This is a genomic window from Saccharopolyspora hirsuta (genome assembly GCF_008630535.1).
Lineage (GTDB): Bacteria > Actinomycetota > Actinomycetes > Mycobacteriales > Pseudonocardiaceae > Saccharopolyspora > Saccharopolyspora hirsuta.
The window spans coordinates 118170-140474 of the sequence record NZ_VWPH01000014.1 but is presented as its reverse complement, the minus strand read 5'-3'; the positions used below and the strand labels follow the sequence as shown (position 1 = coordinate 140474).

Genomic DNA, 22305 nt, shown 5'->3' with positions numbered 1-22305 from the left:
AAGCGCGGAGACCGTCCCCTCCGTGGTCGCATCGGATGCTGCGTGCCGGGGCGTGGGGGTCATTCGTCAGCCTCGTTCCTGCCGGTGCCCAGATCGAAACGCTTGCGATCGTACCCGTTGGCCTTTTCGCCGACCACCTCGCCGTTTTCGATGATGGGCTCCACGATTGGTTTGACTACGTCGTAGCGCACGCGGCGCGGTGGGGCGGATGCGTCCGAGCCGGGTGGCGGTGCATCGGCTTCGTCGAGGGCGAGGGCCGTACTCAGACGGGCGGCAAGGCGCAACCTGGTTGCGTACTCGGCGTCCGTCATCTTCTCACCACGCGTCATCATGTTGTCGACAATGGACTCGAAGTACTCCCGGGTGCCCTGCTGGGACCGCTTGCCGCTCAGGTCGATGCGGCTGCCGAGATCGGCGCTCGGCCCCTTCGCCTCGATGACCACGAAACGGCCGTCCGGCAACTCGCCGACGAGGTCGAACACTCCGGAGTTGTGCAGGACCGTGATGTTCTCCGGGGGCACGCCGTAATCGTTGATGAGCGAGTCCCGCGCGGCTTGTTCACCGAACTCCTCGCCGATATCGGTCACGTTCGCATGGGCTTTGCGCAGTGCTTCTGCGCTCTCGTCCGCCTCCGGCGAGGTGTCGCGCTCCTTTATGACCTTGCCGTTCTCGTCCTTTTGCTGGGCGAATTGCTTGTCGTGCTCCTTCGCGTTCTCAAGTTCGGTGATGGCGGCCCGGCGACGTTCCACGAAGTCGTCGTAGGTCGCCTGGTCGAGCTTGCTGGGGTCGGGGCGCTCCAGCGGCTCCCAACTCGCGAAGTTGTCGATCGCGTCTGAGGGGCGGTCGAACGTTTGGGTGTCGGAGTTGTACCGCAGTGGCGGCACCGGGTGCTCGTCGAAATGCAGGTCCGGGTTCGTCTCCCAGCCGACGCGGCGGTGGATATGACCTGTTTTGTGCTCCACGTAGTACTTCTCGAAGAGGTCGCGGAACGCCTCCGCGTCGCCGCTTCGGTGCAACTCGTTGAGGCGGTCGATCAAGCGTTTCTGGGCTTCGCTCCGAGCATCGTCGTTGCCCTGAGCATCCTCGTCGCCCCGGGCTTCGGCTTCGTCGGGGCGTTGGCCCGGGTCTTCGCCGTCTCGGGTGGGGTGGAAGCCGTCGTTGCTGGCCGGGGTTCGGGTGCCGTCCGGGTTGTGGGTGTCCCAGCCTCCGTTCGGGGGCCAGCCCGGGCGGCCGTCGGGGCCCATGTCCGAGGCGAAGACGCGCCCGCTGCCGTCGGTCCAGGCCAGGCCGCGGGGGGCTGTCACCGGGACGCCGAGTTCCCGGGACAGGTCGCGGGCCAGGCCGCTGGTCCCCGCGTCGCAGGAGAGCAGGCGGATCGGCTTGCCGTCCCAGTTCGGGTCGCGGCGGAGCATGTCCGCGAACTCCTGCGGGCTGAACGTGCGGTCGCCGATGCGGACGCGGCCGTCCGGCAGGGCGTGCACGTCGACCGTGTGGTGGACGCCGTCGTCGGGGACCCGCTGCGCGAGGTCGCGCATGTTCGGGTCGGTGTGGAACGACGAGCCGCCCGGCGTGGTGTCGCGGTGGGCTTCGGCCTCGTCGATCTGCTGCTGGCGCTCCGGCGTGCCCGGTTCCGCGTCGCCGTCGCGGTGCGGGTCGGTGTCCGGGCGGTGCTCGGGGCCGTCCGGACCGGAGTCCTTCGGGGCCGATCCGTCCGGGCGGGGACCCTTCGGGTCGTGCGGGGCACCGGTCTCCGGGCGCGAGCCGGTCGGCCGGGTTCCCTGCGGGTCGGGCGTGCGATTGCCCGGGGTCGAACCGTCGCGGGCGGGGCCGTCCGGCTTCGGCGTCCTGCCGTCCGGGCGCGGGGCCGGGTCGGGACGAGCACCGTCGGGACGCGGGGTGGTCGGGTCCGGTCGGGTGCCGTCCGGGCGAGGTGCGGTGTCCGGACGTCCGGTGCCGTCCTGGCGGGTGGGACCGCCGGGGTTGGGCGTTCCGTCCGGCCGCGGGCCGACCCCGGCTGGGCTTGTTGTGCCGTCGGGCCTGGTCATTCCGTCCGGTCGCGGTCCCGTGCCGTCGGGGCGAGCCGGGCTGTCCTGCCGTGGGGGAGTGCTCGCGTCGGGTCGTGCCGGGGTGCTGTCCGGACGTGGCGGAGCGCCCGCATCTGGCCGTGCCGGGGTGCTGTCCGGGCGCGGTGGAGTGCTCGCGTCAGGTCGTGCCGGGGTGCCGTCTGAGCGCGGGGGAGCGCTGGCGTCGGGTCGCGCTGGGGCGCCGTCTGAGCGAGGCGGTGTGCTCGCGTCGGGCCGTGCTGGGGTGCTGTCCGGGCGAGGCGGTGTGCTTGCGTCGGGTCGTCCCGGAGTGCCGTCGGGTCGTGGTGGAGTGCCCGCGTCAGGGCGTGCTGGGCCGCCGTCCGGTCGCGGTGGGGTGGTCCCGTCGGGGCGCGGGCCGCCGTCGGGGCGGGCGCTCGGGCCGTTGGGGTTCTGCGACGGGTGTGCTGGTCCGTTGCTCGGAGTGCGCTGGGGTGGCACCCCGGGGCCGCCCTGCCCCGGTGGGGCGTTGTGCGGGCGGGATGGGGCGTTCGGTGTTGTCGATCCGCGCGGTGCCGCGTCGGTCGGGCGGGCGCCCGGGCGGCCGGAGTCCGGGCGCGGTCCCGCGTCGCCGCCAGCCGGGCGGGCCGCCGCACCTGGGGTGCCCGGGGTTCCGGTCCAGCTGCCTCCCGAGCCCGGGCGGCTGCCGCCGCCGGTCGGTGTGCCGCCGGGGGCACCGGCAGCGCCTCCGGCCATGCCGCCCATCGCGCCACCGCCCGCCGCTCCGCCGCTGGCGGAGCCGGTCTGGTCGCCGCGAGGCGCGGTAGGCGTCGGCACCGGTCCGGCCGACCCCGGAGCCGTAGCCGCCGGAGCGTCCACGTTGGACGAGGTGGTGCTGGCCGGGGTGTTCGGGGAACTGCTCGTGTCGGGCTGCGTTCCTCCGCCGTGCGAGGTCCCGCCGCCCGTGGTCGGGATTCCGCCTCCCGAGCCGCCGCCCTGCGGGATGCCGCCGCCAGCTCCTCCGCCGCCGTGCGGGATGCCGCCACCGCCACCGCCGCCGTGCGGGACTCCGCCACCGACGCCTCCACCGCCGTGCGGCGTGCCGCCGCCACTGGGCGTTGTCCCACCTGATCCGGAGCCGGGATTTCCGCTGCTGGACGGGGAATCGCTCGACGTGGTGTGCGACGTTCCGCCGCTGTTCGGCGAGTCGGCGCTGGACGTGTGGCTCACGCCGCTGGTGTCCGGTGTGGAGCTGCGCGGAGCCGGGCCGCCGTCGCCGGAGCCGTGCGAGCTGGTGTCCACATGGGACTGGCCTGATCCGCCGGACGGGGACGGTGCGTCCGAGCGCGGCGAATCACCTTGGGAGGAAAACGAATTCGATCCGCCTCCCGGCGAGTCGCCGCTGCTGTGCGAGGAACCGGTGCTGCCCGTCGTGGAGTCGTTCCCGCCGCCCGACGTTCCGCCGTGCGACGAGGTGGAGCCGGTGCCGCCGTCGCCACCGCCGTGGCCCGCCGTCGACACGCCGCCGGAACCACCGGATCCCGAGCCGGAGTCTCCGCCGGTGCCGCCGGTCCCGCTGCTGCCGTCACCGCCGGAACCCGTGCCGGACCGGCCGGAAGGCCCGCCATCCGTCCCGGAACCCTGGTCGCCGGAACTCGTGCTCGACGACGGGTCCGTGCTGGAGCCGGTGCCACCGTCGCCGCCGGAGCCCGTGCCGCCGTCGCCACCAGACCCGGTGCCACCATCGCCACCCGAGCCCGTGCCGCCGTCGCCGCCAGAACCCGTCCCGCCGGTGTCGCCGATGCCGCTGGTGTCGGGGACGTCGACGTTGCCCGCTCGGCCGAGGGCTTCGCCGCCCGCGCCCATCCCGGCGCCGGTCACGCCGCCGGACAGCGCTCCCTTGCCGACGTCCTCCCAGTCGAGCTTGCCCTCGGTGATCAGCTGCTCCGCCGCGCTGCCGACCGCGCCTTCGGCGGCGCCGAGGGCGCCTTCCTTCAGCGCCGTCTTGCCGAGCGCCGTCGCGGCGTTCTCCGCCGCTTCGCCAGCGGCTTCGCCCGCCGCGTTGCCCGCCGTCCGGCCCGCGGTGGTGGCCGCTCCGCCTGCGGCGTCGCCGACGGCCTCGCCCGCCTGCTTGCCGACCGACTTGCCGACGCCCTCGAACACGCCGCCCACGGCGCCGCCGATGGCTCCGGAGATGGCCGCGTCCTTGAACTTCCCGCCGTCGAAGCCGTCGCGCTCACCGGAGGCGATCTGCACGCCCTGCACCGCGAACTCGATCGCCAGCGAGGTGGCGATCTCGATGGCGACGTTCTTCAGGATGCTCATGACGAGCTGCCGGAAGATCGTCATGACCACGGTGCGGGTGACCGCCTGCGCGGCGGCGACGCCCGCGGTGGAGGCGCCGAAGGTGACCGGTGCGGCCGCGATCATCGCCGCGATCTGGATGGCCAGCGCGATCAGCGAGGCGATGATGGTCAGCTTGGTGTGCTCGACGTCCAGGGCGGCGTCGTCGCAGGCCTTGGCGAGCTTCTCGCAGGCCTCCTTCAGCTTCGGCAGCGCGGCTTCGCCGCCGTCGCCGATGTCCTTCCACAGCTTGGCGAACGCTTCGGAGGTCTGCCCCTCCATCGCGCCCTTGGCCTGCTCGGCGCCCTGGTTCGCAGCCGTGTTGACGTTCGCGATCCCGTCCGCGGCCGCGCGCCACGCGTCGGCCATGCGGCGCATGGCGTCCTCGTCGCCCTCGGGCCACGACTCGCCGACCACGATCGGCAGCAGCCACTTGACCTCGTCGGGCATCTCGATGCTCACGAAACATCCACTCCCTACGAGGGCATGCCGGAGCCGGACTTGCCGATGTCCTCGGCCGACCTGGCGTCGCTGGACTCGGTGTCGTCGGCGGTGGCCTTGAGGTTGTCGTCGATGTCGCCGAGAGCCTTGACGACCTTCTTCAGGCTGTCGAAGACGCTGTCGCGGCCCTGGGTGTAGTCCTTGGCGAAGTTCTGCCCGGCCTCGTCCGCGCCCCAGCACTCGCCCTCGGCGTCCAGCGCGGACTTCAGCGTGGTCAGCACCTGCTCGAGGTCGTCGCCGGAGTCGCCGATCTTCTTGCCGCCGGTGCGGACCTCCTCCGGCTGCATCCGCATCTGGTCGCTCATCGGCGGCCCCCTCGGCGGTTGCCGTCCCAGTCCCAGTCGTCCCACTCCTCGTCCGGCTTGGTGCGCACCTGCGGCGGCTGCGACCGGTTGCCGGACGGGGCGGCGGAGTCGTCCTCGCGCCGCTGGCGGCGCTCCGCGTCGGGGTCGGGCGGCTCGACCAGCGGGCCCTGGCGCAGCAGCCCGGCCAGCGACGGCACTCCGGGGACCTCCGGGACGTCGGAGACGTCGGCCAGCGGCGCGAACTCGGACTGCAGCTGCCGCTGGGCGGTGCCCGAGGCCTCGCGGATCACGCTGGTGATGGTGCGGGCCAGCTTCTCGGGGGTGGTGCGCTCGAACGCCTTCGGGGACAGGGCGAGTTCCTGCAGCGTGCCGGTGGCGTCCACCCGGACGGTCACCATGCCGTCGTCCGAGGCGATCTCGACGGTCTGGCGCGCGGCGGCCTCCTGCTTCTCCTGGATCCCGGCGGTGCGGCGCCGCAGGTCGGAGAGCATGTTGTCGATCTGGTCCCGCAGTGCGGCGTTGCGCGCGGCCAGGTCCTGGCGACCGGCCTCGAAGTCGTCCCGTCCCGACATGTTCGCCTTCCACCCGTCCTTCGCCCGCCGCGAGCGCGGGCGCGTTTAGAGAAGAATGACGTTCGCGTTATCGGATCGGTGCCGGAGGTGGCCGAAATGACTCTGAACGGCCTAGCGAAAAAGGCGGTCGGATCAGTGGTTTCGGGAGCTTCTGAGCGTTGTGCCGGGTTTTCGCGCGGGTTCGGCCCGGCGGAGCTGTGATCAACTGAACAGCGCCGGTGACCGTTTCGGCCGGAATGCCCGTCAGGAGCGGGCCAGCGCGGTCCGCGTGGTGTCCGCGGGGTAGGGCGAGCGGCGGAGCGCTTGCTCCAGCGTCAGCTCCCCGAGCCGGTGAGCGAGGCAGAGCTCGGCGATCGCGGCGAGCTCGGCGCGCTGGGTGCGCACGAAGTCCGAGGTGACGGGTTCGCCGTGGCCGGGCACGACGACGGCGGGCGAGAGCGCGAGGATGCCGTCCACCGCGGAAGGCCAGCACTCCGGGTACGAGTCGCCGAAGTCCGGTGGGGCGCCCTGCTCGACCAGATCCCCGGCGAACACGACCCCGGCGTCGGGAACCGCGACGATCAGGTCGTGATCGGTGTGCCCGAGCCCGGGGTGGCGCAGCTGCGCGACGCGCCCTCCCAGGTCGACGTCGACCCGATCCGACACCAGGTGGTCCGGCCGGTCCGCAGTCGACCCGGCCAGCGCATCGGCGATGTCGTCGGCGCCTTCGCGCCGGTAGTGCGCAACCCACTCAGCCCGCTGCTGGTCAGCGGTAGAGGCCAGGAACCCGGCGCAGCGCTCGTGCGCCCAGACCGGAGCGGGCAGGAAAGCGCTGGTCCCGAAGCAGTGGTCGAAGTGCCCGTGCGTGATCACGACCTGCCAGGGCAGCGCGGTGATCCCCCGAACCGCAGCGGCCAGCTCAGCCCCCTGCACGCGATCCCCACGAGTGTCGATGACCAGCGCGGACTCGGCCCCGACCACCAAACCGACGGACAGATCAAGCTCGGCGTACCGCCGCACGAACACGCCAGCGCCGACCTCGTGCCAGCTCATGCGGCTTCCAGAAAACCGTCGCGCAGCACCGGCGCGGTACGGCTGCTGTTCACCTCAGCGGCCAGAGCCACGTCGTGCGCGAATCCCATCTCGGCCAGCTCCCGACCGGACTCGCAATCCGCGAGCAGCGAGCTGATGTCGTCCCGCACGCTGCGGAATGCGGCGGCCGCGAGCTCGGCCTCAGGGGACCGGCGGCCGGACAGCGCGGAGACGATCGCGCCCGCGCCGAGCAGGTCCTCGATCGCGGGCCGCAGCTCGTCATCACGGCGCTCCCCACCCGCGACCACGCCGACCGGCCCACCAACGCGCGCCGCGGCTTCGGCCACAGCATCGGCATTGCGCAGACACCCGGCGAACACGGTCGAGCCCGAAGCAGCGGCGCACAACGTCGCGCCGTTCGGAGACGGAAGCCCCAGCCGCACACCCGCGGTGAGCATCAGAAGCGACGACGGGCTCAACGACCACCGCTCGCGATGACGAGCCCAAGCCAGCACAACACCCTCCGGAGTCGCGTCGTACCGCGACCGCATGGGCAGAACCCGAGCCCCGCGAGCGACCGCGAGGTCCGCAGCGGTGCAGAACGAGAGCACGTCGACAACCACCAGAACGGGGAAGCCCGACATCGCCCGAAGCCCCGGCAACCCCCAGTCCACGTGCACATCCACGCTGGCCATGCCCGGAAGCGTATCCAGAAAGAAACCCGAGCAGTGATCAAACCTCGCGGAACCACGAGGCGCGATCTTGAAAACGCGAGATCGATCCAGAGACAACCACCACTGTCGCAACTCGAGCCCTGCCCAACCGCACCTCAGGGGAACGTGACGCAACTCAGCCACAAGAAACCCCGAAAACGCGAGCTCATCCCCACGCGCAACCACCACTGTGAATCGCGGAGAGGCGGGGCTGTCAATCCCGGCGAGGCGGTTCTGTCAGACTGCCCACGTGCGCGTTTACATCGGTTCCGACCACGCTGGCTACGAACTCAAGAACCACCTCGTCAAGTGGCTGACCGACAAGGGTCACGAAGTGACCGACATCGGTCCCGCGGAGTACGACGCCCAGGACGACTACCCGCCGTTCTGCGTCGAGACCGCCCGCCGCGTCGTCGCCGACGAGGGCAGCCTCGGGCTGGTCCTCGGCGGCTCCGGCAACGGCGAGCAGATCGCCGCGAACAAGGTCCCCGGCGCCCGCGCCGCGCTGACCTGGAGCGTCGAGACGGCCAAGCTCGCCCGCCAGCACAACAACGCGCTGCTGGCCGGTGTCGGTGCGCGGATGCACACCGTCGAGGAGGCCGAGCAGATCGTCGAGGCGTTCCTGACCACCGAGTTCGAGGGCGGCCGCCACCAGCGGCGGATCGACCTGCTCACCGAGTACGAGAAGACCGGCCAGCCCCCGGCGCTGCCCGGCAACTGACCGATGGCACCGGCACGCCGCGCAGTCCCGACACCGCTGGTCGCGGTGGCGGCGACGGCGGTCGGCGTGCTGGTGCTCTTCTTCGGGCAGCGAGCGCTCTCGCCCACCCTGGTGGAGGCGTTCTGCCCCGCTCCGGACTGCGCCCTCGGCATCGGCCTGTGGCTGACCGTCGGCGCGGTCCTGGCGCTGATCCTCTCCCTGATCGCCGGGTTCGCGTTCCGGCGCCGCGACCGGCCGGTCCGCCGCGGCCTGCACATCGCGCTGTGGTGCGTGCTGGCCTACCTCGCGGATTCGGTCACGCTGTGGATCATCGCCTGAGCGGCCCGAGGACCACGAGGAAGACCCCCACATGCCCGAAGGTCACACCCTGCACCGGCTCGCCGGGGTGCACGACGAGCTGTTCGCCGGGACGCGGGTCCGGGTCGGCAGCCCGCAGGGGCGCTTCGCCGCGAGCGCTTCGCTGCTCGACGGCTCGGTGCTGGAGCGCGCCGAGGCGCACGGCAAGCACCTGTTCCACCACTACGGCCCGGACCGGATCGTCCACGTCCACCTCGGGCTGTACGGCACCTTCAGCGAGTCCGAGCTGCCGGTGGCCGAACCGCGCGGCCAGGTGCGGATGCGGATCATCGGCAAGACGCACTGGACCGATCTGCGTGGCCCGACCGCCTGCGAGCTGCTGACCGGTGACGAGGTCGCGGCGCTGCGGGCCCGGCTCGGCCCGGACCCGCTGCGCGCGGACGCCGATCCGGAGCGCGCGTGGGCGCGGATCTCCCGCTCCCGCACGAGCATCGCGGCGCTGCTGCTGGACCAGAAGGTGCTGGCCGGGGTCGGCAACGTCTACCGGGCCGAGGTGCTGTTCCGGCACGGCATCCCGCCGTACACGCCGGGCCGCGACCTCGCCCGCGAGCAGTGGGACCTGATCTGGGCGGACCTGGTCGAGCTGATGGCCGACGGGGTCCGGGTGGGCCGCATCGACACCGTGCGCCCGGAGCACCTGCCCGAGGTCACCGGACGCGCCCCGCGCCAGGACCGGCACGGCGGCGAGGTCTACGTCTACCGCCGGGCGTCCATGCCCTGCCTGATCTGCGGAACCCCGATCGCCACCGCGGACCTCTCCGGCCGCAAGCTCTACTGGTGCCCCACCTGCCAACCCGAGTAGCTCGCCGCGCCCCGGGCGCCGGTGGGACGCGATTTCACTGAGGTTTTTCCAACCTCGTTCTGCGTGGCGGTGCAAGTGGCGGAACCTCAGCGCCCGCCTGGACTCCGGGTGCCCAACTTTATGTATGCCAATACACGGCAGTTGGGCCGTCCTCGCCGGAAGGAACCCCAGAGGGGTGGGCACCGTGAACCCGCGGCGGTGCCGGTTGCGAGGGTGGGCTATGCGCCTGCGGCGCATGCGACGACCTGGTCATCGGTGCCGGTCGCCCTTCGCAGCTGCGGTCCACGGACAGGATGAACAAGTTCAATGGAAATCGGACATGCGATTTCCATTGAAATCGCGGAGGTTCGCCACGGCCCGGACGACCTGTCCACATCCTCCGGTGCGTCCGGCACCCGACACGCCGCGGGGCCGCAGTTTCAACTGAAACTGCGATCTCCAGGCACGGGAAACCGCAGTTTCAACTGAAACTGCGGTCGGGCCGGAGCCGGGCTCGCGGGGCGGGTCAGAAGCCGAAGTCCCCGAAGTCGCCGAAGTCGGCTCCGGGGTCGCCGAGGTCCGCACCCGGGTCTCCGCCGAAGTCGGCGCCCGGGTCCCCGCCGAGGTCGGCGCCCGGGTCGTCGGCGGCCATGCCGTCCTGGAAGCCGTCCGCGTAGGCGGCTTCCGCCGGGACCCCGGACATGCCGCTGAACAGGGCGCTCATCAGCACGAACGAGCCCACGCCCCAGGCGCCGGCGACCAGGGCGGGCTTCCACCACGGCTCGCTGTACCAGCCCTGCGGCACCGGGCGTCCGGCCACCGTGCCGCCGGGGTAGAAGTGCGGCGTCTGCTCGCTCGGGTTCGGCGAGGCGACCTGCTGGCGGCCCTCCACCTCGACCTCGCGGAGCTCGGTGACCTTGCCCGCGCCGCGCTGACCGGCCAGGTCGGGCAGCTCCGGCCCCGGGTCCATGTCCATCGCGACCCGCGCCGCCCGCACGTAGTAGAGCCCCTCCAGCGCGGATTCGGTGGTCAGGCGGGCCTGCTGCTCGGTGGTGGCCTGCTCCAGCTGGGAGACCGCCGCGCCGTGCCGCTCCGCCGCGTCGGCAAGCGCCTGCTTGGCGGCCTCGTTGGTGCCGACCAGGTTGAGCACCTGGCCGCCCAGCCGCTCCACCCAGCGGCGCGCTTCGGCCTTGGCGTCGTCCAGCTGCTTGCGCTGGTGCTCCACGGCCTTCTGGCGGGACCACCAGATGGCGGCTCCGATCACCACGAGCGCGACCACGATGATCAGGACTGCGGTGAACACCAGGACCTCCCCGAACCGGACGAATCCGTCCTCATCGACAGTACCTGGCCGTCACACGTGCGGGTGATCAGAAGCCTTCCTGGCAGTGCGGCGCGCAGTCGGTCGCGAACGCCCGCGACGCCGCGACCAGCGCACCCGGCTCGTGCTCGACGACCCGCCCGGCGCGCGCCAGCCCGGCCAGCGTGCTGCCGCCCAGGTAGGCGGCCGCGAGGTCGGTGACGTCCAGCGCGAGGTGCCCGGCGTCCTCGGTGCGGGTGGCGGTGGCCGATCCGGACGCGTCGGTGCGCAGGCGCCAGCGGCCCTCGTTCCACGGGCAGAAGCGGTCGGTGACGTCGAGGACCACGTCGACCGGGGCGGCGTAGCGGCGGGCCATCAGCGCCCGGTCCAGGTCGACCAGCCGCACCCACAGCCCGTCGAGCACCCGCCGGTCGACGGCGCGCGGGTTGACCAGCATGTCGAGCACCGGCTCGTCGATCGCAGCCTTGCGCCAGTGCACCTCGGCGACCAGGTCGACGTCCAGCAGGTACCGCCACAGCGCGGCGTAGGCCTGCGGGGTCGCGGCCACGAGCTCCGCCACGTGCAGCTCGTGAGCGGGTCCGCGCGTGGTCCACTCCCGCTTGGGCCGGTAGATGGCGTAGCCGTCGGGGTGCACCGCGAACCGGGGAGCGCTGAGGTCGCCGCGCGCGTTGGGGCCGTCCAGCACGCGGGCCTCCCAAGAGCCGTCGCTGCGGGAGAGCCAGCCGGTCCGGGTCTCGGCGATCGCGGGATAGCGGGTGCGCACCACCTCCAGCGCCTGCTCCCGGTCGACTTCGCGCACCGGTCGCCCGTCGACCTCCACAGTGGACAGGAATGCCGCGCCGCGGGGCACCGCCAGGTGGCTCTCGAAGCTGGCCAGCCCGTAGCCGAACCGGCCGTAGATGCCGGACTCCGAGGCGTACAGCGCCGCGATCGGAACGCCCCCGTCGTGCAGCGCGTCCAGCTGCGCGCGCATCAGCGAGGTGAGCACGCCGCGCCGTCGGTGCCCGGGCTTGACGCCCACCGCGGTGACCGCCGCGAGCGGGCACCGAGCTGGTCCCGGCACGGTGATCTCCTGGTCCAGCTGCCCGGCGCAGCCGATCAGCTCGTCCCCGTCGAAGGCGCCGTGCGCGAGTTCCGGGCGGAACGCGCTGCCGTACGTGCTGCGCACGGCCTCCAGCGAGTCGTCGAGGAACGCGGCGGCGAAGACGTCGAAGAAGGCGTCGTACTCGTCGGTCCGCAGACGTCGCGTGCTGAGCTCTCCCATGCGGCCTTGATACCGAGCAGGGCCGGGCCGCGCGACCCGATTTCGCGCGAAGTCGCGGTGCTCAGGCGCCGAGCTGGACCTCGGTGACCTTCTCCCACTCGGGGCACGAGTGGTCGCGGTTGAGCTTCACCAGGGACAGCGCCGGGAGCTTGGCGGTGGTCGGCTCCACCTGGGTGGCGCTGAGCGTGGCCACCGCGAAGATCGCCGGTCCGTCGGTGGTGGAGTGCGCGAGGCTGACGTGCTTGTCGACGTCCTCGGGCTCCGGCGGCACCGCAGACTCGCCGAGCACGTCGGCCAGCGCCTCGCGCACCGCGGTGCGCAGCTCGATGACGGTCGACTGCGGTTCGGCGGGCAGCGACAGCGATTCCGGCTGCACCACGGCGTGGTGGAAGGCCAGGGTGAGCGGAAGCACCGCTTCGAGCCGCTTGCGGGTGGCCGCGACCAGCGCCTCGATGCGCGTCTCGTCGACCTCGTCGGTGAACCCGACCTCCTGGACCAGGATGTGCATCCACTCCAGCGGCACCAGGTCGAAGCCGGGCAGGTCGCGCAGCGCGTACTGGTAGTCGTTCACCAGCTTGCGCAGCCCCGGTTGGTCGGCGAGCGGCAGCAACCAGGCGTAGCCGGTGCGCCCGGCGCGCCAGCCCGGGCGCCAGCGGGCGTGGTTGCGGACCTGGTCGACGTGCGGCATATCGGTCACCCCTCACATACTGCCCGGAGCTGTCCGGCGGCGGGGCGCGCTTGACCTATCTCACGGTCCCGGCCGCTTCGCGGTCGCCTGGTCGGGCCGATCCGCTGGGGCGGTCGAGGCTGGCCGCGGCATCGGCGTCGCGCACCCGCAGAGCCAGCAGGATACCCAGCGCGGCGAACACCGCGGAGACCAGGAACGCCCCGTGGTAGGCGCCGAGCTGGACCTCGGCCAACGGGGTGGCGGGATCCATTGTGGACTGACCGTGCTCGGTGAGCACCACCAGCACGGTGGCGACGACGGCGGTGCCGAGCGCGGTGGCGACCTGCCTGCTGACGTTGAACAGCGAGCTGGCCTGCCCCATCGCCCGGCCGGAGATGCCCGCGAAGGTGGCCGTCTGCACCGGCGTCATCAGCAGGCCCATCGCCACGCCCTGCACCGCGAGCAGCCCGGCCAGGAAGCCCAGCGGGGTGGTCAGCCCCTGCAGCTGCAGCCCGGCGCAGATCGCCAGCTGCACCGCGAACCCGGCCAGGATCAGCCGCTTCGGCCCGACCCGGCCGTAGATCCGGCTGACCACCTGGGTGGTCGCCAGCATGACCACCGCCTGCGGCATGAGCACCAGCCCGGCGTGCATCGGGGACACCCCGCGCAGGTTCTGCAGGTAGAGCGGCAGCAGGAAGAGGATGCCGAACATCGACCCGGTCTGGAGCAGCAGGAGCAGGTTGCCGGTGCCGAACATCCGGTCGGTGAGCAGCCGCAGGTCCAGCATCGGTTCGCGGACGGTGAGCTCCCGCCAGATCAGCCCGGTGATGAGCAGCCCGGCCACGAGCAGGCTCACCCACACCTGGACGGTGCCCCAGCCGAGCTGGGCGCCCTGCTCCAGCCCGTACAGCAGGGTGGCCAGGCCGATCCCGGCGAGCAGGAAGCCGGGCAGGTCGAAGCGCCCGGGACCGGTGCGCTCCTCCTCGCGCAGGTACAGCACGGTGAACAGCAGTGCGAGTGCCCCGACGGGCACGTTGATGAAGAAGATCCAGCGCCAGCTGGCGTACTCGACGAGCACGCCGCCGAGCACCGGTCCGAGCATCGGCGCGACGGTGATCGGGATGGACAGCACGGCCCCGGCCTTGGCCCGCTCGTCGGGCGGGAAGGCCCGGAAGAGCATGGCCTGCCCGACGGGCACCAGCATGCCGCCGCCGACGCCCTGCAGCACCCGTGCGGCGACGAGCATCCACATCTCGGTGGACACCCCGCACAGCACGGAGGCGAAGGTGAAGATGATCACCGCGGCCTGGAACGTCCGCTTGCTGCCGAACCGGTCGGCGATCCAACCGGACGACGGGATGAACACGGCGAGGCTGATCATGTACCCGGTCAGCACCCACTGCAGCGCGGCGGGATCGACCTGGAACTCCCGCCCCAGCGTGGCGAGCGCCACGTTCAGGATGGTGACGTCCAGGATCTGCATGATCAGAGCCAGCACGAAAGTGATCCCGACGAGCCACTTGTACTCAAGCCGCCGCACAAAACCCCCAAGAAGAGAAGAAGAGGAAAAACCGGGCCCAGCACCCCGGCCCAACCCCGAACCGCCCACCAGGATGACCCAACCCCCCGACAATCCCCAACCAAATTTCGCCACCCCCGACCCCAAACCCAGCGGCGACGGAGGCCCCAGTCACACCCCGTGCCTGGTGATGCAGAGGTGACGCCTGAGCAGCGGTGGTGATAGCCGGGCTGAGAGCGCAGCGGCCCTGTCCCCGAGCGAGTTCGCGGCGCCACCGAAGGATCGGTGGTGGTGTTGGGCTGGAGTTGGCGAGGAGAGGTGCCGTCGGGTGCGGGGTTGAGCGGGGTTCAAAGCGGTGCGTGGTCGCGCTGCGTGGTGTTGCGATTTCAATCGAAATTGCCACCGTTCCAGACGAAACCTGCGGTACCGACGCGAGGCAATCTCAATGAGGTTTTTCCAACCTCGTTCTGAGTGGCGGTGCGGGTGGCGGAACCTCAGCGCCCGCCTGGACTCCGGGTGCCCTGACTTATGTATTGCCCGATACACGGCGTCAGGGCCGTCCTCGCCAGGCGAACGCTGAGAACCCGCGGCGGTGCAAGCTGCGGGGGTGGGCTATGCGCCTGCGGCGCATGCGGCACCTGCCGACCGGTGCCGGTCGCCCTTCGCGGCTGCGGTCCACGGCCAGGATGAAAAAGGCTCAATCGAAATCGCGGACGTCACCACCCCGCCGAAGGCGGTGATACACCGACCGATGCGCTGGTGAAAACCCAGGCCGGGAACGCTCCCCAACCCGAGAAGCCCTCCAAAAAGCAACCCCCGCACCGTGGGGGCCTGGGGGGCTCGGCCCCCCAGATGCAATGGCGAAGGGGTGAAGGTCAGCGCATTCCGCTGACACACCCCTCCCAACCCCGGAGCGGGCGACGGGAATCGAACCCGCGTAGCCAGTTTGGAAGACTGGGGCTCTACCATTGAGCTACGCCCGCGCGCTGGTTTCGCCTCTCCCCGCGGGTGGTGCCCGGGGTTCGGCGACCTTGCGTGCCACAGCTTAGCGGGTCGCGATAGGCTCTTCGCAACGCACCCGGGGTTGCCGGGTGCTTCGCACGTCGGACGGGGTGTGGCGCAGTTTGGTAGCGCACTCGCTTTGGGTGCGAGGGGTCGTGGGTTCAAATCCCGCCACCCCGACGTCGCGGCCGGTCGCCCGCTTCTCGCGGGCGGCCGGTTCTTTCGTTCCCGGGCGGGGTTCCTCCGGTGATGTGGGTCGCAGTCGTGCGTGACGGTTGGTAACGGCCGGGCGCGGGGTGCCGATTTCCCGTTCGTGCGCGATGGGATTCCGGGGTTGCGCGCTCACCTTCCCGCGGTGGTGGTGTGCGCGGTGCTGGGTGCCGCGCTGGTGCTGTTGGTCGTGGTGTCGCTGGCGGTTCCCGGGCCGGACGGGGTTGCCGAGCTGGCGCCGTCGGACGGGATCGTGACGGCGGTCACGCCGACGAAGCTGAGCGCGGCGGTCGGTTCGGTGTTGAGCGGTCAGTGATGGCCACCGCCTCGGTGGCGGTGGGGCGGACCGCTGCCTTGCCGCAGCTGTTGGGGCGGGGCGGGTCGAGTTCGCGGACGCGCACGGTCACCTGCCAGCTGCGGCCGTCCTGGTGGGTCACGTCGACCCGGTCGGCGGTGCTGCCGGTGATGCGCAGCGCGTCGGCGAGGTGTTCGCCGAGGTGCTCGCGGACGGCCAGTTCGGCGGCTTGCCCGGCGCGCTCCCAGGTCGAGCGGCCGCGGCAGTGCTCGAGCGCGACCTTGCCAGCGGCGGCAGCGGACAGGATCGCCTCGACGGCCGGTGCGGTGAGGCGCCCGTAGGTGTAGCCGCTGGGCAGCAGGACCGCGGCGGGGGCGAAGCGGTGCCCGCCGGTGTGCGAGGTCTCCCAGATGGTGCCGTCGTGGCGCCCGGTCAGGTCGGTGATCAGCTCGCGGCCGAGCAGCGCGCAGCACCGGTCGCGGCGGCCGTTGGTGCAGATCAGGAGCACCGGGTCGGCGACGGGCCGCCCCCAGCCGTCGTGGTGCCCGGCGGCGATGCGCGCGAAGTCGAGGTCGAGCAGTTCGGCCGGGTCGGTGGTGGTGCGCTCGCGCAGCCAGCCGGTGCCGGGCGCGGTGTTGGCGAGCAGGACGCGGCGGGTGGTGTCGCCCGGGACGTCCGCGTGGCGGCCCGGCTGCCGGATCAGCTGCACCCGCACGCCGTGCTCGGCCGCTCTCGCGTCCAGCGCCCGCCCCAGCTCCGGGTCCAGGTGGCTCTGCACCAGCGCGTTGTGCCCCCACGGGCCGCGCTGCTCCAGGCAGAGCCAGCCGCGCGCGACCGCCGCGGTGCCGGTCAGCGGTTCGGCGAGCGCGGTGGACAGCGCGGCGCAGGTGGCGGGATCGGCTGCGGTGTGCTGCACGATTCCACTCAAGCACGGACCGCCCGTCCCGGGCGGGCGAGGCCGCCCGAGCACCCCGGCCCGTGGTCCCGGGTGGGAAGCAATAGACTCGGAGGTCAGCCCGGCATTGGGGGTGGTGTTGCGCCGCGCCCGCTGGCAGCGCCGGGAATCAAAGCACGTTCGCACTAGGAGACCACGTGAAGAGCACCGTCGAGCACCTGAGCCCGACGCGCGTCCGGATCAACGTCGAGGTGCCGTTCGACGAGCTCAAGCCGAACTTCGACCGCGCGTACAAGGCACTGGCCCAGCAGGTTCGCATCCCCGGCTTCCGGCCGGGCAAGGTTCCGGCGCGGGTGCTGGAGAGCCGCATCGGTCGGGGCCCCGTGCTCGACGAGGTCGTCAACGAGGCGGTTCCGGCCAAGTACCTGGAGGCGGTCAACAGCAGCGAGGTGCGCACCCTCGGTCGCCCGGACATCGAGGTGACCAAGATCGAGGACGGCGCGGAGATCGCGTTCACCGCCGAGGTCGACGTCCGCCCGGAGATCACCGTGCCCGCCTTCGGCGAGCTGTCGGTGAGCGTGGACGACGTCGAGGTCACCGAGGACGAGGTGACCGAGCAGCTGGACTCGTTGCGCGCCCGCTTCGGCACCCTCGCCGGGGTGGACCGGGCCGCGCAGGAGGGCGACTTCGTCAGCATCGACCTGTCCGCCACCGTGGACGGCGAGGAGGTCGAGGACGCCCAGACCAGCGGCCTGTCCTACGAGATCGGCTCCGGCCAGCTGATCGAGGGCATCGACGAGGCGCTGATCGGCGCGAGCGAGGGCGACACCAAGACCTTCACCACCAAGCTGGTGGCCGGTGAGCACGCCGGCAAGGACGCCGAGGTGACCGTCAAGCTGAACTCCGTCAAGGAGCGCCAGCTGCCCGAGGCCGACGACGAGTTCGCGCAGATGGCCAGCGAGTTCGACACCGTCGAGGAGCTCATCGCGGACCTGCGGGAGCGGATGGCCAAGGTCAAGAAGATGCAGCAGGGCATGCAGGCCCGGGACAAGGTCCTGGACGCGCTGCTGGAGACCGTCGAGGTGCCGCTGCCCGAGAAGGTCGTCGAGTCCGAGGTCGAGGTGCGCCAGCACGACGCGGTGCACCCGTTCGACCACGACGAGAAGCGCTTCGAAGAGTGGCTTGAGCAGCAGGAGAAGACCCGCGAGCAGTTCGACGCGGAGACCCGCGAGGAGGCGGAGAAGGCGGTCCGCACCCAGCTGGTGCTGGACACCATCGCCGACGCCGAGGACGTCTCGGTCTCCGACGACGAGCTCACCCAGCGGATCATCTACCAGGCGCAGCGCTTCGGCATGAGCCCGGACCAGTTCGTCCAGCAGGCCCAGCAGTCCGGCCAGCTGGGCGCGCTCTACGCCGACGTCCGGCGCAGCAAGGCGCTGTTCTCGGTGGTCCGCCAGGCCAAGGTCACCGACGCCTCGGGCAACGAGCTGGACCTCGACGAGCTGTTCGGCCCGCAGGAGGGCGAGGAGGCCGAGACCGCGAAGGCGGAGTGACCCGGCTCGCGCTCGACAACTCGATAAACATGCTCTAAGCGAAAGTGGGCGGTACTGGGAAGCTGGTGCCGTCCACTTTCGTTAGGGTCGGTTGTAGCGGATCACCCGAGAGGGAAGCAGGGCCGTCGACGTCGCCCGCGGACCAGCTCGGTCCACTTTGGAAGCGGATCGGGAGCGGCGCGAGTGACCGGTGTGGCCCACGTGAAAGAGCCCATTGTGGGAGAAGGCAGGGAGACGTGACGCAGCACCTGACTCCGGCGTCCGACGCGCAGGCGCCGTCCATGCGGACGGGTACCAACGGACTCTCGCTCAACGACTCGGTTTACGAGCGGCTGCTGCGGGAGCGCATCATCGTCCTCGGCTCCCAGGTCGAGGACTCGATCTCGAACCAGATCTGCTCGCAGCTGCTGCTGCTGGCGGCCGAGGACCCGGACCGCGACATCTCGCTCTACATCAACTCGCCGGGCGGTTCGGTGACCGCGGGCATGGCGATCTACGACACCATGCAGCTGGTCAAGCCGGACGTGGCCACCGTGGCGATGGGCATGGCCGCCTCGATGGGGCAGTTCCTGCTGTCCGCGGGCGCCAAGGGCAAGCGGTTCGCGCTGCCGCACGCGCGGATCATGATGCACCAGCCGTCGGCCGGTCTCGGCGGCACGGCTTCGGACATCGCGATCCAGGCCAAGATGTTCTCCAGGCACAAGAGGGAGATGGCCGAGCTGATCGCGGAGCAGACCGGTCAGACGGTGGAGCGGATCATCCAGGACTCGGACCGCGACCGGTGGTTCACCGCGGAGGAGGCCCGCGAGTACGGGTTCGTGGACCACGTGGCCAGCGCCGCGAACCTGCCGCGCAGCTGATCATCCCGCCCGGACCTAGCAACGAGGAGTCACCCGCCGTGAACCCTTACCAGTCTCTGCAGTCCCGGTACGTGCTGCCCTCGTTCGTCGAGCGCACCGCGTACGGGGTCAAGGAGTCCAACCCGTACAACAAGCTGTTCGAGGAGCGCATCGTCTTCCTCGGCGTCCAGGTCGACGACGCCTCCGCCAACGACGTGATGGCGCAGCTGCTCTTCCTGGAGTCCGACGACCCGGACCGCGAGATCCAGATGTACATCAACTCTCCGGGCGGATCGTTCACCGCGATGATGGCGATCTACGACACCATCCAGTACGTGCGTCCGGACGTGCGCACCATCTGCCTCGGGCAGGCGGCGTCCGCGGCGGCCGTGCTGCTGGCGGCGGGCACCAAGGGCAAGCGCCAGGCGCTGCCGAACTCGCGGGTGCTGATCCACCAGCCGTCGGTGGAGGGCATCTACGGCCAGGTCTCCGACCTGGAGATCCAGGCCGCCGAGGTCCAGCGGATGCGCGACCTGATGGAGTCGACGCTGGCCAAGCACACCAGCCGCTCGCAGGAGCAGGTCCGCGCGGACGTCGACCGCGACAAGATCCTGACCGCGGAGCAGGCCGTGGAGTACGGCATCATCGACGAGGTCGTCCCCTACCGCAAGCTCTCCGAGCAGAAGGCGTGAGCGCGGAATTCCAGGCTCGCTCCGCGTAGCGGAACCTCAGCGGCCGCCCGGCTGCGGGATCCCGTTCTCCGGTGTGCCCGATGCACGGCGAACGGGCTGTCCTCGCCAGGCGGCCGCTGGGAACCCGCGGTGCCGGTCGAGCACCGGAGATGGTTGGGCCTTCAACTTTTCGAGTCGTGAGTCACATCTTGTTCTCGCAGGTGGTGGCCGTGCTCTTCGGCCGGTATCAACCAGGGGGTCGCACTTCTCCCGGCTGCGGTCGCTGCGCAGCGCCGAGGCCGGAGAAAGCAGCTGCTGCGGGCTGCGGGAACGCGTAGCCTCCCGGCCAGGTGGTGGGGCGGCACGCCCGGCAGGAGGGTCACGACACGCCGGGCGCGGTGCTGGTCACATCACGCTTGGCCATGGCGGACACTGTGAGTCTCCCCGAACTCGGGGAACGCCAGGTACCGTCGGAAGCACATACGGTCAGGCGCGCTACCGGACGGCGCGCCGGAGGGGACGGGGTCAGCGGTCATGGCACGTATCGGTGACGGCGGCGACCTGCTGAAGTGCTCCTTCTGCGGGAAGAGCCAGAAGCAGGTGAAGAAACTCATCGCCGGCCCCGGCGTGTACATCTGCGATGAGTGCATCGATCTCTGCAACGAGATCATCGAGGAGGAGCTGGCCGAGGCCGGCGAGGTCAAGCTCGACGAGCTGCCCAAGCCCGCGGAGATCCACGAGTTCCTCGACCAGTACGTCATCGGGCAGGACCCGGCGAAGCGGAACCTGTCGGTCGCGGTCTACAACCACTACAAGCGCATCCAGGCCGGTGAGCGCCGGGAGAGCCGCGGTGAAGAGGCCGTCGAGCTGGCCAAGTCCAACATCCTGATGCTCGGCCCGACGGGCTGCGGCAAGACCTACCTCGCGCAGACGCTGGCGAAGATGCTGAACGTGCCGTTCGCGATCGCCGACGCCACCGCGCTGACCGAGGCCGGGTACGTGGGCGAGGACGTCGAGAACATCCTGCTCAAGCTGATCCAGGCGGCCGACTACGACGTCAAGCGCGCCGAGACCGGCATCATCTACATCGACGAGGTCGACAAGATCGCCCGCAAGAGCGAGAACCCGTCGATCACCCGCGACGTCTCCGGCGAGGGCGTCCAGCAGGCGCTGCTGAAGATCCTGGAGGGCACCACGGCCAGCGTGCCGCCGCAGGGCGGCCGCAAGCACCCGCACCAGGAGTTCATCCAGATCGACACCACGAACGTGCTGTTCATCGTGGCGGGCGCGTTCGCCGGGCTGGAGAAGATCGTCGAGGAGCGGGTCGGCAAGCACAGCGTCGGCTTCGGCGCGGAGCTGCGCTCCAAGTCCCAGATCGACACCACCGACCACTTCGCCGACGTGATGCCCGAGGACCTGATCAAGTACGGGCTGATCCCGGAGTTCATCGGTCGGCTGCCCACGGTGGCCAGCGTGACGAACCTGGACAAGCCGTCGCTGGTGCAGATCCTCACCGAGCCGCGCAACGCCCTGGTGAAGCAGTACAAGCGCTTGTTCGAGATGGACAACGTGGAGCTGGAGTTCACCAAGACGGCGCTGGAGGCGATCGCCGACCAGGCGATCCTGCGCGGCACCGGCGCCCGCGGCCTGCGCGCGATCCTGGAGGAGGTCCTGCTCCCGGTGATGTACGACATCCCGAGCCGGTCGGACGTCGCCAAGGTCGTGATCACCGAGCAGACCGTGCGGGAGAACGTCAACCCGACGATCGTGGCGCGCCAGGCGACGCGCCGCGAACGGCGCGAGAAGTCCGCCTGATTCCCCCGTTCCGCGCACCCGGCGCGGAACTGGCCGCCGAGCCAGCGGTTTTCGAGTCCGGAACGCTGAAAGGTCCCAGCCCGCGATGCCTCTCGCACCGCGGGCTGGTTCGTGCCCGGCCCCCGGGCGCGTCCGCTGCGGAGCGGGGCGGGTTAGATGATCCTGGGTACTGACCAGATCATCTTTCCGGGGAGCGCCTGCCATGAGCGAGATGCACGTCCTGCTGGTTCACGGGATGACCGGTTCCGGACCCTGGCACTGGCAGCAGTGGCTCGCCGGTCAGCTCCGCGACCGGGGCGTCGCGGTCGACCTGCCGTCGCTGCCCGGACCGGACCGCCCGGTGCTGGCGGACTGGCTGCCGGTGCTGCGCGAGCGGCTGGCCGCGGTGCCGAAGGAGGCCGAGCTGGTGGTGGCCGCGCACTCCTGCGGAGTGGCGCTGTGGCTGCACCACGCGGCGACGATCGGGGGCAGCTCCCGCCGCGCCGACCGGGTGCTCCTGGTGGCCCCGCCCGCCCCCGACTGGCAGCACCCGGACGCCCAGGGCATCACGCCGTACCCGACCGATGCGGCGGCGCTGCGCCGCGCGGCGGGCATCACGCGGCTCGTGGTCGGCACCGGGGACCCGTACCTGTCGATGTACCGGGCGCACGCCCTGGCGGAATCGCTGCAGGTCGAGATGGACGTGATCCTGGACGGCGAGCACCTGAACACCGACGCGGGCTACGGCCCCTGGCCAGCGGTGCTGAGCTGGACCCTCTACGGCACGGTGCCGCTCAACGACCGCTTCGACGCGGACCCCTACACCGCGGGACCGTCCCAGAACCGCCTCCGGCTGGCCTGACCGCGATTTCAACGGAGATGAGATTTCCAGCCTCGTCCTGCGTGGCGGTGCCGGTCGTCCTTCGCGGCTGCGGTCCGCGGACAGGATG

Annotated in this window: 19 protein-coding genes and 2 tRNA genes; 10 read left to right on the top strand and 11 right to left on the bottom strand. The window is 71.2% G+C overall.

Annotation, left to right across the window (positions count from 1 at the left end; translation table 11 throughout):
• Window positions 1-59: 59 nt before the first annotated feature.
• The 5 genes from F1721_RS27405 to F1721_RS27385 all read right to left on the bottom strand — a co-directional run bounded on the left by F1721_RS27405 (window position 60) and on the right by F1721_RS27385 (window position 7448).
• On the bottom strand, window positions 60-4826 hold the full coding sequence (locus F1721_RS27405) for a WXG100-like domain-containing protein (protein ID WP_150069680.1): 4767 nt from the start codon (window positions 4824-4826) through the stop codon (window positions 60-62).
• Between the two features lie 14 nt (window positions 4827-4840).
• The gene (locus F1721_RS27400) at window positions 4841-5170 is read right to left on the bottom strand and encodes a WXG100 family type VII secretion target (RefSeq protein WP_246155340.1); all 330 of its coding nucleotides are present in this window, start codon (window positions 5168-5170) and stop codon (window positions 4841-4843) included.
• The gene (locus F1721_RS27395; RefSeq protein WP_150069679.1) at window positions 5167-5742 is read right to left on the bottom strand and encodes a YbaB/EbfC family nucleoid-associated protein; all 576 of its coding nucleotides are present in this window, start codon (window positions 5740-5742) and stop codon (window positions 5167-5169) included. Before F1721_RS27395 ends, F1721_RS27400 begins: the two co-directional genes overlap by 4 nt.
• A gap of 243 nt (window positions 5743-5985) precedes the next feature.
• Entirely contained in the window at window positions 5986-6774 is a 789-nt protein-coding gene (locus tag F1721_RS27390; protein WP_150069678.1) for an MBL fold metallo-hydrolase, read from the bottom strand.
• Window positions 6771-7448, bottom strand: coding sequence for a 2-phosphosulfolactate phosphatase (locus tag F1721_RS27385; RefSeq protein ID WP_150069677.1), 678 nt, complete (start codon window positions 7446-7448; stop codon window positions 6771-6773). Before F1721_RS27385 ends, F1721_RS27390 begins: the two co-directional genes overlap by 4 nt.
• Window positions 7449-7716: 268 nt before the next feature.
• Here F1721_RS27385 and F1721_RS27380 point away from each other — a divergent pair, with 268 nt between their 5' ends.
• Genes F1721_RS27380 through F1721_RS27370 form a run of 3 tightly spaced genes read left to right on the top strand, consistent with a single transcriptional unit; the run spans window position 7717 to window position 9346 of the window.
• Complete coding sequence (locus F1721_RS27380) at window positions 7717-8187, top strand: ribose-5-phosphate isomerase (protein ID WP_150069676.1); 471 nt, start codon at window positions 7717-7719, stop codon at window positions 8185-8187.
• 3 nt (window positions 8188-8190) lie between these two features.
• Window positions 8191-8505 carry a hypothetical protein gene (locus F1721_RS27375; protein ID WP_150069675.1) on the top strand — a complete coding sequence of 105 codons (315 nt, stop codon included), beginning with the start codon at window positions 8191-8193 and terminating at the stop codon, window positions 8503-8505.
• 31 nt (window positions 8506-8536) lie between these two features.
• Window positions 8537-9346, top strand: a complete 810-nt coding sequence (locus tag F1721_RS27370; RefSeq protein WP_150069674.1) for an Fpg/Nei family DNA glycosylase — start codon at window positions 8537-8539, stop codon at window positions 9344-9346.
• Window positions 9347-9851: 505 nt separating this feature from the next.
• Here F1721_RS27370 and F1721_RS27365 read toward each other — a convergent pair.
• From F1721_RS27365 to F1721_RS27345, 5 genes are all read right to left on the bottom strand, one after another.
• Window positions 9852-10628 (bottom strand): hypothetical protein, encoded by a 777-nt coding sequence (locus F1721_RS27365; protein ID WP_150069673.1) that lies wholly within the window; start codon window positions 10626-10628, stop codon window positions 9852-9854.
• 67 nt (window positions 10629-10695) lie between these two features.
• A complete protein-coding gene (locus tag F1721_RS27360; protein ID WP_150069672.1) occupies window positions 10696-11910 on the bottom strand; it encodes a GNAT family N-acetyltransferase in 1215 nt (404 codons plus the stop codon).
• Between the two features lie 61 nt (window positions 11911-11971).
• Entirely contained in the window at window positions 11972-12598 is a 627-nt protein-coding gene (locus F1721_RS27355; protein ID WP_150069764.1) for a 2'-5' RNA ligase family protein, read from the bottom strand.
• A gap of 55 nt (window positions 12599-12653) precedes the next feature.
• A complete protein-coding gene (locus tag F1721_RS27350) occupies window positions 12654-14075 on the bottom strand; it encodes an MDR family MFS transporter (protein WP_246155339.1) in 1422 nt (473 codons plus the stop codon).
• 933 nt (window positions 14076-15008) lie between these two features.
• Window positions 15009-15079 (bottom strand) — tRNA-Gly (locus tag F1721_RS27345).
• Between the two features lie 125 nt (window positions 15080-15204).
• Between F1721_RS27345 and F1721_RS27340 the strand changes: the two genes are divergently transcribed.
• Both F1721_RS27340 and F1721_RS27335 read left to right on the top strand, forming a co-directional pair.
• Window positions 15205-15278: transfer RNA gene (locus F1721_RS27340), tRNA-Pro, on the top strand.
• 154 nt (window positions 15279-15432) lie between these two features.
• Window positions 15433-15624 (top strand): hypothetical protein, encoded by a 192-nt coding sequence (locus F1721_RS27335; protein WP_150069670.1) that lies wholly within the window; start codon window positions 15433-15435, stop codon window positions 15622-15624.
• Here the strand turns inward: F1721_RS27335 and F1721_RS27330 are convergent.
• A complete protein-coding gene (locus F1721_RS27330; protein ID WP_150069669.1) occupies window positions 15572-16519 on the bottom strand; it encodes a ferredoxin family protein in 948 nt (315 codons plus the stop codon). The genes F1721_RS27335 and F1721_RS27330 overlap by 53 nt on opposite strands.
• Window positions 16520-16695: 176 nt before the next feature.
• On the opposite strand from F1721_RS27330, the gene tig reads away from it, so the two are divergent.
• The 5 genes from tig to F1721_RS27305 all read left to right on the top strand — a co-directional run bounded on the left by tig (window position 16696) and on the right by F1721_RS27305 (window position 22217).
• Window positions 16696-18051, top strand: coding sequence for a trigger factor (gene tig / locus F1721_RS27325; RefSeq protein WP_150069668.1), 1356 nt, complete (start codon window positions 16696-16698; stop codon window positions 18049-18051).
• Window positions 18052-18287: 236 nt separating this feature from the next.
• Window positions 18288-18911 carry an ATP-dependent Clp protease proteolytic subunit gene (locus F1721_RS27320; RefSeq protein ID WP_211840647.1) on the top strand — a complete coding sequence of 208 codons (624 nt, stop codon included), beginning with the start codon at window positions 18288-18290 and terminating at the stop codon, window positions 18909-18911.
• Between the two features lie 38 nt (window positions 18912-18949).
• A complete protein-coding gene (locus tag F1721_RS27315; RefSeq protein ID WP_150069667.1) occupies window positions 18950-19582 on the top strand; it encodes an ATP-dependent Clp protease proteolytic subunit in 633 nt (210 codons plus the stop codon).
• Between the two features lie 513 nt (window positions 19583-20095).
• Entirely contained in the window at window positions 20096-21376 is a 1281-nt protein-coding gene (gene clpX, locus F1721_RS27310) for an ATP-dependent Clp protease ATP-binding subunit ClpX (protein ID WP_150069666.1), read from the top strand.
• Window positions 21377-21578: 202 nt separating this feature from the next.
• Window positions 21579-22217, top strand: coding sequence for an RBBP9/YdeN family alpha/beta hydrolase (locus tag F1721_RS27305; protein ID WP_150069665.1), 639 nt, complete (start codon window positions 21579-21581; stop codon window positions 22215-22217).
• The last annotated feature ends 88 nt before the right edge of the window (window positions 22218-22305 follow it).

Coding starts and splice junctions, on each gene's coding strand:
- F1721_RS27305 (WP_150069665.1), top strand. CDS start 21,579: ATGAGCGAGATGCACGTCCTGCTGGTTCACGGGATGACCGGTTCCGGA.
- F1721_RS27385 (WP_150069677.1), bottom strand. CDS start 7,448: ATGGCCAGCGTGGATGTGCACGTGGACTGGGGGTTGCCGGGGCTTCGG.
- F1721_RS27400 (WP_246155340.1), bottom strand. CDS start 5,170: ATGAGCGACCAGATGCGGATGCAGCCGGAGGAGGTCCGCACCGGCGGC.
- F1721_RS27370 (WP_150069674.1), top strand. CDS start 8,537: ATGCCCGAAGGTCACACCCTGCACCGGCTCGCCGGGGTGCACGACGAG.
- clpX (WP_150069666.1), top strand. CDS start 20,096: ATGGCACGTATCGGTGACGGCGGCGACCTGCTGAAGTGCTCCTTCTGC.
- F1721_RS27360 (WP_150069672.1), bottom strand. CDS start 11,910: ATGGGAGAGCTCAGCACGCGACGTCTGCGGACCGACGAGTACGACGCC.
- F1721_RS27395 (WP_150069679.1), bottom strand. CDS start 5,742: ATGTCGGGACGGGACGACTTCGAGGCCGGTCGCCAGGACCTGGCCGCG.
- F1721_RS27355 (WP_150069764.1), bottom strand. CDS start 12,598: ATGCCGCACGTCGACCAGGTCCGCAACCACGCCCGCTGGCGCCCGGGC.
- F1721_RS27375 (WP_150069675.1), top strand. CDS start 8,191: ATGGCACCGGCACGCCGCGCAGTCCCGACACCGCTGGTCGCGGTGGCG.
- F1721_RS27390 (WP_150069678.1), bottom strand. CDS start 6,774: ATGAGCTGGCACGAGGTCGGCGCTGGCGTGTTCGTGCGGCGGTACGCC.